The organism is Azospirillum sp. B4 (assembly GCF_000333275.1).
GTDB lineage: Bacteria > Pseudomonadota > Alphaproteobacteria > Azospirillales > Azospirillaceae > Nitrospirillum.
Window position 1 is genome coordinate 1 of sequence record NZ_BACU01000173.1, and the last position, 9986, is coordinate 9986.

Sequence of the window (9986 nt, forward strand, 5' to 3'; positions counted from 1 at the left end):
GGCCGGTCACCAGCACGATGCCGTGCGGCCGGTCCAGCTCCGCCGCCAGCGGGCCGGACACCCAGGCGGGCAGGCCCAGGCTGTCCAGCGTCCCGCCCGCCGTCTGCTGGTCCAGGATGCGCATCACCACGTCCTCGCCATGCACGGTGGGGGTGGTGGAAACGCGGAAATCGATCTCGCGGCCCTGCAGGGTCTGGCGGATGCGGCCGTCCTGGGGCAGCCGGCGCTCGCCGATGTCCAGGCCGGCCATGACCTTGATGCGGGTGATCAGGCCGGCGGCCATGCGGCGGGGCAGCACCTCGGCCTCGCGCAGGATGCCGTCGATGCGGTGGCGGATGACCAGGCGGTCGGCCATGGGCTCGACATGGATGTCGGTGGCGCCGGCGGCCAGCGCCGCCTGGATGGCGTTGCCCACCAGGCGCACCACCGGCCCCTCGCTGGCCAGATCCCGCAGACGCTCGGCATCGCCCTCCAGCAGGTCGGGCATCTCATCCTGGTTGGCGGCGGGCGGCGCCGTCTCGTACAGCCGGTCCAGGGCGGCGGCGATGGCGGTGCCGGTCATGACCACCGGGCGCACTGGCCGGCCGGCCAGGAAGGCCGCGGCCTTCAGCGCCTGGTCGTCCAGCGGGTCGGCCACGGCGAACACCGCCTGCGCCCCATCGCTGGCGGCGCCGCCAGCGGTCAGCGGCAGCATCAGCTTGGTCTTCAGGAAGGACAGGTTGGCCGTCTCCATCATCACCGGCGCCTCGGGCAGGTGGTCGGCCGGCCACAGCGCCAGGCCCAGGGCCCGGGCGTAGGCCGCCGCCATGTGTTCCTCCGACACCAGGCCCAGGTCCACCAGCCGCCGGTCCACCCGGCCGCCGGCCGCCTGCGCCCGCCCCAGGGCGCCGGCGGCCAACTGCCCCGCCGCCGCCAGCGCGGTCAGCACACGGCTCAAGCCGTCATCCTGCTGGCTGGTATCGGTAACAGCACGGGCGGCTGAGGGATGATTGGGCGTCACGGGGAATACCCTTTGAAATTGGATGCCAATAATTGGTCGCGCTTGCTGGTAATAGTTTGTCGTGCACAAAGGTTAACATATCACAAACCGCCTAGGTCCCAGCAGTTACCCCTGAAGAGGTAACCCCATGCCCGACAGCAAGAGACACACAACCATATTATTGAATTTATGCAGATTTTCCCCATCAACCGCTGAACGATACGTCAGGAAGCCTGACGATCATGCGGCCAACCCCTCTTTGATCTAGCCAGGCCCCCTGCCTAGGCAAGAGGGCATATCTTGGAGACGAAACCAATATTTATAAAATTTTAGATTTAACGGTCCGAAGATATTTACCAATGACCCACTTTAATACGCTGATTCACCATGAATTTTCCTGAATAGACTAATTTAGAGGCACACCTTTACGACGATCGGGCAAATCAAGACTCTCAAGGAAGTGTTGCTGCCACCCGCTCCAGGAAAGCCACCTTTGCCGCTGGCGCATTGCTCCTACGAGGGCGTCGCCCCGGTTCCTAAATGCGGTCCAGCTGCGCCAGCAGGGCGCGGGACCGGGCCAGCAGGTCGATAAAGGCGGCGTCCTGAAGTTTGGCCAAGCGCACCGCGAAAGCGACGGCGTCGGGATCGCGCTGGCCCGACAGTTCGTGCAGGGCCCGTGCCCGCTCAAGCCCCGCAGCAAGACTGGTGTACCAATAGACCAAGTCGCGCGGCAGGGGCGTGGGCAGGTAACCCACCGTACTGCCCAGCGCGCGGAACACCGGCATGTAGTCGCGATCCCCCCGGAAGGCATGGTGCACGATGGCCGGCGCCTCCCCACAGGAGGCCAGATCTGCCCGCAACATGGACAGATAGTTCTCCTCTATATGCTGTGACAGGGCGCCGATCTCCCCGATCAGGGCGCACGCGATGTTGCGCTTGGCCCGTCGGCGCATGCGATGATCGTGAAAGGTGTTGGCGATGAAGCCGGAAAAACCGCCAACGACACCACCGGCGACGGCGCCGGAAATCTGCAGCCACGGCACTTGCAAGACGCCCTCCCCCTTGATCCCCCGGGGGCACCATAGCCGCAAGGGGGCCCGAGCGGCCGTTAGCGCATCATCGCTAACCGTTAGACCAACCCGTGATTTGGCTTGCCCCGCCTTGACCCACGCCACCGACCGCCCGCATAAATTGCATCATATCCCACATTTTTGACGAAAACCCTTGCCCAACCCATTGAAGGAAATGGCCCCCGTGGATTCCACCAGAACCCCGTCGCCCTGGGCCGTGCGCGAACAGGTCGACCGGCTGCGGGCCAGCCCCCAGTTCACCGGATCCGAACGGCTGCTGGCCTTCCTGCACTTCGTGGTGGAAGAAACGCTGGAACGCGGCGGCGGCGGTTTGAAGGAAGCCGTCATCGGCAACGCCATCTATGGGCGGGAACCGCCCTATGACCCGCGCATCGACAGCACCGTGCGGGTGGAGGCCCGGCGCCTGCGCCGCAAGCTGGAGGACCACTACGCCGGCGCCGGACGGCATGACCCGGTGGTCATCACCCTGCCCACCGGCGGCTACGTCCCACTGTTCAGCCTGAACGCCGCCTCTATGGACGGGGAAACGGACGCGCCGGCCCCAAAGGTGGACGGTCCCACCTTCATCCAGGGCCATGGCGCCGCCGTCGCGGTCATGCCCTTTCGCGCCCTGAACCGCGACGGTGACGACGAAAGCTTCGCCGATGGCCTGACGGATGAGTTGATTTACGCCCTGGGCCGGGCGCAAGGCCTGCGCGTCACCTCACGCGGCGTGGCTTTCCAGTACAAGGACCGCGGCTGGTCCGTGCCGGCCCTGGCGCAGGAACTGGGCGTGGACGTCGTGCTGCAAGGCACCGTGCGGCGGCAGGAGGGCATGCTGCGCGTGACGGTGGAGGTGTCCAACCCGCAGGGATTTGTCCTCTGGTCCGACCGCATCGACGCGCCCGACCAGGAGCGCCTGCGCCTGCAGGAACGAATTGCCGCCACCGTGCTGAGCCGTGTGCGCCTGGACAACAGCGGCGTGCGTGCCAGCCGCCTGAGCCCCGGCCCGGTGGCGTTGGAGGCATACGCCCGCGTCTACCGTGCCCGCCAATTGCTGGACCGGCAGACGCCCCAGGCGCTGTATGAGGCGCAGGAGCTGTTCCAGCGCGTCGCGGATACCGCATCCGACACTGCCCGCGGCCATTCCGGCCTCGCCGACTGCCAGTGCGACCTGTTCCGCCTGGGCCTGGTCGACCATGCCACGGCCAAGGCCACCGCCCAGGTGGCCGTGCGCCGCGCGCTGGAAATCGACCCGCAGTCGGTGGAGGCGCACACGGCGCGCGCCACTATCGCCGCCTGGCTGGATCGGGATGCCACCACGGCGGAGGCGGACTTCAGCCACGCCTTGCGCCTGGGCGACCATGCCCGCGCCGCCCGCCTCTATGGCGTCTTCCTCACCATCTTCCAGCGGCATGAGGAGGCGGAACGCCTATTCCGCGACGCCCGCGCCATCGAACCCTTCTCTGTCCAGCAGGACATCGCGGAGGCGACCTGCCATTACCAGGCGCGGCGTTTCACCCTCCTGACCCAGCGGGATTGGGGCATCCTCCAGGCGGAGGACGGCGTGGCCGAGGTCCTGGTCTATCGGGCCTTGGCCCATATTTTCGCGCACGAGCATGACGCGGCCCATGCCCTGGTCGGTGCCATCGAACACGCGGCGGGCAGGCATCCGGACCTGGTCTACGCCCGGGCGGAGGTCGAGGCTTGGCTGGGCGCGCCAGAGCGGGCCTGGCGCCTGCTGGCCACCGCCGACACGGTGCCGGCCACCGCCTTCGCCCGCGCCACACTGGCGGCATCCCTGAATGACGAGGCGCGCGGCCTGGCGGCACTGAACCGCGCCATCGATCAGCGGGAACTGTCGACCGTGTGGCTGCGCACCGACGCCCGCTTCGACGCCTGGCGCGACCGACCCGCGTTCCAGTCCCTGATGGACCGGCTACGGCCCCCCCGCCAGGAGACCCAGGCCGGGGGGCAGGCGGGCTAACCGCCAAGTGGGCTAACCGTAAGCGGCGGCACGCTCACTCCATCGCCCCCATCCCAGCCCCTAGCATCGATGCCCAAGAACCTTCTGGGGCTCGGAACTTTTGGGGGGATGGATGATGGGGCAAGAGTTTGGGGTACCACAGCGCAAAACGCGGGCCTGACATGGCCGTGCGCCGCACCCTGGACCGCATGCGCGCCCTGGACCGCGCCTGGAACGAACGGCGGTGGCATGACTATGCCGAGTTCCTGGACGAAGCCCTGGCCGCCCATGGCGACGGCGGCGGCCCGCCATTGGACAAGCAGGCGCACATCGATCAGGCGGTGCGTTTCTGTGCCGCCTTCCCCGACGCCCATCTGCGCACCGATCCCTATGTGGACCTGTTCGTCAGCCATGACGGCCACCGCAGCTGTTCCGTCGCCCACCTGACGGGCACCGCGACCGGCGGCCTGACCCTACCGCCAGGCCTGCTGCCTGCCGTATTGTTGGGCGCGGAGGATACGGCGCCGCTGCGGCGCGGATTTAATGTGTTGCGCCTAGCGGTCTGCCGATGGGACCGGGGGTGGATCGTGGACTACCGTGTCCATCTCGATACAGCATTGATGTTGCGGCAGCTCCATGATCCTTCGGCATGGAGCGGTGCGCCGCCATGACCCTGTTCCCTGAAGACCGCCACCAGTTCCGGCCGGAGGAACGGCCGACCTTCCCCGGTTCGCCCGCCGCGCCGGCGCACCCCCTGGCCCGCCGGCTGGGCTATGCCGCCGTCGCGGTGCTGGTGGGGGTGGCATCCACCCTGGGCAACGCCCTGGTGAACGTGAACGTGGCCAGCCTGTCGGGCGCCCTGGGCGTCTATGTCGACCAGGCCAGCTGGTTGCCCGCCCTGTACGTCGCCTTCAACGCCGGGGCCAACCTGACCCTGGTGAAGGCGCGGGCCCAGTTCGGCATTCCGGCCGTGACCTGCGGCCTGCTGGTGGTCTATGCCCTGGCGGGGCTGTTGCAGTTCATCCATCCCGGCTTCGCCGCCGCCCTGGTCATCCGCGCCGTCAGCGGCATGACGGCGGCGGCGCTGACGACCATGACCATCTACAACCTGTTGCAGGTCTTTCCGGGGCGCCTGCGCCCCCTGGCCCTGGTCATCGGCATCGGCCTGGTCCAGCTGGGCACGCCGCTGGCCCGCCTGGTGCCGGTGGAAATGCTGGCGTTGGGGGAGTGGCAGGGACTGCACCTGATGGAGATCGGCATCGCGCTGGCGGCGCTGGCCGCCCTCACCGCCGTGCCCCTGCCACCGGGTGAACGGTCCCAGGCGTTCCAGCCGCTGGACTTCGTCACCATCGGCCTGATGCTGCCCGGCCTGGTCCTGGTCTGCGGGGTGTTGGGCCAAGGCCGGCTGTTGTGGTGGACCGACACCCCCTGGCTGGGCTGGGCGTTGGCCGCGGCCGTGCCCCTGTTCACGCTGGCCTGGCTGATCGAGCGGCACCGGGCCCGGCCGCTGATCCAGGTGCGCTGGCTGACCACCCTGGACATGGCGCGCTTCGCGGCCGCGGCCCTGCTGGTCCGCGTCTCGTTGGCGGAACAGACCTATGGCGCCGTGGGCCTGCTGACGGCCGGCGGCCTGATCAACGACCAGCTGCGCGGCCTGTTCGCCGCCGTCGTCCTGGCCCTGCTGGCCGGCATTGTGGCCACCGCCCTGACCGTGTCTGAAAAGCGTCTACCCTACCAGGTCATCGCGGCATCGCTGCTGATCGCGGCGGGGGCGTGGCTGGACAGCGACGCCACCAACCTGACCCGTCCGCCGCAACTGTATCTCAGCCAGATGCTGATCGCCTTCGGCACCCCCCTGTTCATCGGCCCCACGCTGGCGCTGGGCTTCATGCGCATGGTGGTCAGGGGGCCGGATTACCTCGTGACCTACATCGTGCTGTTCAGCGTCACGCAGAACGTGGGCGGGCTGGCGGGATCGGCCCTGCTGGGTTCACTGCAGGTGGCCTTGAGCCGATGGCACGCCCAGACCCTGTCGGAACACCTGGTGGCGTCCGACCCGCAGGTGCTGCAGCGGCTGCAGGGCGGCGGCGCCCCGCTGAGCCAGGCCGTGGGCCGCGAGGCCACGGTGCTGGCTTTCAACGATGTCTTCCAGTTCGTGGCCGGCCTGGCCCTGATGACCGCCGCCTATGTCGGCTACATCGTCCTGTTCAACAGCTTACGCCGGAGACGTGCGCCCCATGAGTAGTCCTGAAACGCGGGGAGCCGACGCCCATCATCCCTGGCATCCGCCCCGCCGGAGTTGGCTGGCCGTGCTGGCCATCGTGGCGGTGGCGACAGGGGCCATCCTGTCCCTGCTGGCCGCCTGGCGCCTGCCGCCCTTCGCCGGATCGGTCCAGGTGACGGAGAACGCCTACATCCGCGGCCGCACCACGGTGATCGCGCCACAGGTCAGTGGCTATGTCGTGGCGGTGGAGGTGAGCGACTACGCGCATGTCAAGGCGGGCCAGGTGCTGGCCCGTATCGATGACCGTATCTACCGCGCCCGCGTGGCGCAGGCGGAGGCGACGCTGGCCGCCCAGCGCGCGGCCCTGGCCAACAGCCAGCAGGCCCACGCCGCCCGTACCGCCAGCCTGGCAGGCCAGATGGCCAACCTGGCCAACGCGCATGCCCAGCTGGCCCGCGCCAAGGCGGACATGGCGCGCGTCACCGACCTGGTGCGCGACGGCTCCGTCTCCATCCGCGAACGGGACCAGACCCAAGCCGCCCTTGCCCAGGCGGAGGCCCAGGTGCGCCAGGCGCAGTCGGGCGGAGAGATCGCCCGCCAGGACATCCGCACCGTGGACGTGGGCCGCGACGGCCTGCAGGCTCAGGTGGAGGCGGCGGAGGCCCAGTTGACCCTGGCGCGCATCGACCTGGAACACACGGTGATTTACGCGCCGGAGGACGGCCAGATCGGGGAGGTCGGCGTACGGCTGGGGCAGTACGTCACCAACGGCACCCAGTTCCTGTCCCTGGTGCCGGACGACCGCTGGATCATCGCCAATTACAAGGAGGCGCAGACCGCCCGCATGGCGGCCGGACAGCCGGTGCGCTTCACCGTCGACGCCCTGGACGGCGCGGAGCTGGGCGGCACGGTGGAAACCCTGTCGCCCGCCGCCGGATCGGAATTCGCCGTGCTGAAGCCCGACAACGCCACCGGCAACTTCATCAAGGTGCCCCAGCGCATCGGCGTGCGCATCGCCATCTCTCCCGGCCAGGCGTTGGCCAGCCGCCTGCGCCCCGGCATGTCGGTGGAAACGCGGGTGGAAACGGCGACCGGGGCCAAGCCATGAGGTTGCCGTCCGGTCTTCTCCTCCTCGCCGTCCTGGCAGCCTGCGCCGGTCCCCGGCCGGAAGCCCCCCTGACGGCGGCCGTGGAGCCGCCGCCGGCTTGGCGCGGTCCCGACACCCCCGGCGGCACCGTCGATGCCGCCTGGTGGCGGGCCTTCGGTGATCCGGTACTGACCCGCGTTGTCGACCTGGCGCTGGCCAACAACACGGACGCCCTGGTTGCCGCGTCCCGCGTGGCCGAGGCGCGGGCGCAATACCATCTGGCGGAGGCGCAGCGCCTGCCCAACGTCGTGGCGGCGGCCGGCGGCGGGCGACAGCGCGACGTCAGCCCCTTCGGCCAGCCGCGCCAGCAGACGGCGGGACAATGGCAGGCCAGCGCGTCCTACGACCTGGACCTGTTCGGCCGCCTGGCGGACGCCAGCGAGGCGGCGCGCGCCACCCTGCTGGCGACGGAAGCCGCGCGCGACAACGTCCGCCTGGCGGTCGCCTCCTCGGCCGCCGCTGGCTATATCGGCCTGCGGGCGCTGGACGCCCGGCTGGCGGTCATCCGGCGCACGTTGGCGGCGCGCGAAGCCTCGCTGCATCTGGCGCAACGGCGGGCGGAGACGGGCTACGCCGCCCAGCTGGACCTGGCCCAGGCACAGGCGGAATATGAGGCCACCGCCCAGCTGATTCCCCCCACCCTGCTGGCCATCACCCGGCAGGAGGACGGCTTGAGCCTGCTGCTGGGCGACAATCCACGGGCCATCGAGCGTGGCGCCGACCTGGCGGACCTGTCGCCGCCGGCCGTGCCCGCCGGCCTGCCCGCCGACCTCCTCCTCCGCCGCCGGCCGGACATCGCCCAGGCGGAACAGCAGGTGGCGGCCGCCGACCACGCGCTGGACGCGGCGCGGGCCGCCTTCATGCCCGATGTTCAGCTGAGCGCCGCGGGCGGGACCGTCGTCTCCAGCCTGATCGATCCGGTCAATGTGTTCAGTCTGGGCGGCAGCATCCTGGCGCCCCTGTTCGACAGCGGCCGCCTGCGGGCCCAGGCCGACACCGCCGCCGCCCGACGCGACGCCGCCGCCTTCGCCTATCGCAAGGCGGCGTTGACCGCCTTCCGCGACGTGGAGGACGGGCTGGCCACGGTGCGGCGCAGCGCGGAGCAGGAGGAGGCGCTGCTGCGCCAGCGCGATGCCCTGGCCCGTACCCTGGCCATCGCCACCAGCCGCTATCGCGCGGGATATTCGCCCTATCTGGAACAGCTGGACGCCGAGCGCGGCCTGTTGTCGGCGGAACTGGCGCTGGTGCAGTCTCGTGCTGACCGCCTGGCCGCCGCCATCACCTTGGCCCAGGCCCTGGGGGGTGGCTGGACGCCGCCGCCCTCACCGTGAGACGCGCGCCGTTCAGGCGTTAGCTGCATGTGCAGGCGCAGCAACGCGTGACCGGTGTGGATGAGACGCTTAGGTCATCAGCAATGCGCCCACTTTGCTAGCCCATTGATAAAATTCACTAATTCCCGCCAAACCCCCTCACGGCCATCATCGACCATAATAAATATACAATATCTCCCCACTCATATGGAATATGAGGCGCCATTTTAACTATAACCAAAGCATAAATTATTGCGCGCGACCAAATTCAACGAGCGCAAATAGTTCCGCCGGCAAACTAACAGATGTCATCGGATAATTTCGCTTATCTTTCATATTTTCCCTCTATAAATGTTGCTCTGCAGCATTCTGGAGATGAGGATCCGATGGACACGGCCCTGGCAGCGATTGCAAAGGAACCCTCCCGGCCGGCGGTGCCGGCCCTGCCCTGGCTGGCCCCTTGGGCGTCGGCCTTCAGCCTGGCGCAGAAGGCGCAGGAATATGTCATCGATGCCGGACAGCGATCGCTGCTGTTCCTGGACGTGCTGCGCCAGCGGGGCAACGACCACTTCCAGCACATGGCCGAGCCCTGGCCCAACGTCCTCAGCTTCCAATATGAGCTGGTGATGGATGGGCGCACGCTGCCCCGGCCGGTCAACTACTGCCTGGTCCGCATCCTGCCGCCGGCCGGCCGGCCCACCGACCCGCGCCAGCGGCCCTTCGTCGTCTTCGACCCGCGCGCCGGTCACGGTCCCGGCATCGGCGGCATGAAGCACGACAGCGAGATCGGCGTGGCCCTGGATGAGGGGCATCCCTGCTATTTCGTGGGCTTCCTGCCCACGCCGGTGCCGGGCCAAACGGTGGAGGACGTCTGCCGGGCGGAAGCGGCCTTCGTGGAGAAGGTGGCGTCCCTGCATCCGGACGCGGACGGCAAGCCCTGCCTGATCGGCAACTGTCAGGCCGGGTGGCAGGTCATGATGATGGCCGCCATCCGGCCGGACCTGGTGGGCCCCATCGTGCTGGCGGGCTCCCCGTTGTCCTACTGGGCGGGCGTGCATGAAAAGAACCCGCTGCGCTACCTGGGCGGCCTGCTGGGCGGCACCTGGCTGACGACGCTGAGCGGCGACCTGGGCCATGGCATCTTTGACGGTGCCGCCCTGATCGCCAACTTCGAAAGCATGAATCCCGCCAACACCCTGTGGAAGAAGAACTACACCGTCTATTCAAAGGGGGCACGGAAGGGGAGCGCTTCCTGGAGTTNGAGCGCTGGTGGGGCAGCCCCGTGCTGCT

General features: G+C 68.7%; 8 protein-coding genes. 6 read left to right on the forward strand and 2 right to left on the reverse strand.

Annotated elements, in window-relative coordinates; genetic code table 11:
• Both I55_RS07730 and I55_RS07735 read right to left on the reverse strand, forming a co-directional pair.
• On the reverse strand, positions 1-1000 hold a 1000-nt coding region (locus tag I55_RS07730), incomplete at its 3' end, for a GspE/PulE family protein (RefSeq protein WP_044559946.1).
• Between the two features lie 515 nt (positions 1001-1515).
• Complete coding sequence (locus tag I55_RS07735; RefSeq protein ID WP_044559942.1) at positions 1516-2028, reverse strand: hypothetical protein; 513 nt, start codon at positions 2026-2028, stop codon at positions 1516-1518.
• 205 nt (positions 2029-2233) lie between these two features.
• On the opposite strand from I55_RS07735, the gene I55_RS37660 reads away from it, so the two are divergent.
• From I55_RS37660 to I55_RS07765, 6 genes are all read left to right on the forward strand, one after another.
• Positions 2234-4036, forward strand: a complete 1803-nt coding sequence (locus I55_RS37660) for a hypothetical protein (protein WP_199902499.1) — start codon at positions 2234-2236, stop codon at positions 4034-4036.
• Between the two features lie 161 nt (positions 4037-4197).
• A complete protein-coding gene (locus tag I55_RS07745) occupies positions 4198-4686 on the forward strand; it encodes an ester cyclase (protein WP_044559943.1) in 489 nt (162 codons plus the stop codon).
• On the forward strand, positions 4683-6260 hold the full coding sequence (locus I55_RS07750) for an MFS transporter (RefSeq protein ID WP_044559948.1): 1578 nt from the start codon (positions 4683-4685) through the stop codon (positions 6258-6260). The genes I55_RS07745 and I55_RS07750 overlap by 4 nt, the downstream gene beginning before the upstream one ends.
• The gene (locus I55_RS07755) at positions 6253-7347 is read left to right on the forward strand and encodes an HlyD family secretion protein (RefSeq protein ID WP_044559944.1); all 1095 of its coding nucleotides are present in this window, start codon (positions 6253-6255) and stop codon (positions 7345-7347) included. Before I55_RS07750 ends, I55_RS07755 begins: the two co-directional genes overlap by 8 nt.
• Positions 7344-8717 (forward strand): efflux transporter outer membrane subunit, encoded by a 1374-nt coding sequence (locus I55_RS07760; RefSeq protein ID WP_044559945.1) that lies wholly within the window; start codon positions 7344-7346, stop codon positions 8715-8717. The genes I55_RS07755 and I55_RS07760 overlap by 4 nt, the downstream gene beginning before the upstream one ends.
• 365 nt (positions 8718-9082) lie before the next feature.
• The coding region (locus tag I55_RS07765; protein WP_252181069.1) for a DUF3141 domain-containing protein at positions 9083-9986 on the forward strand (904 nt) is incomplete at its 3' end.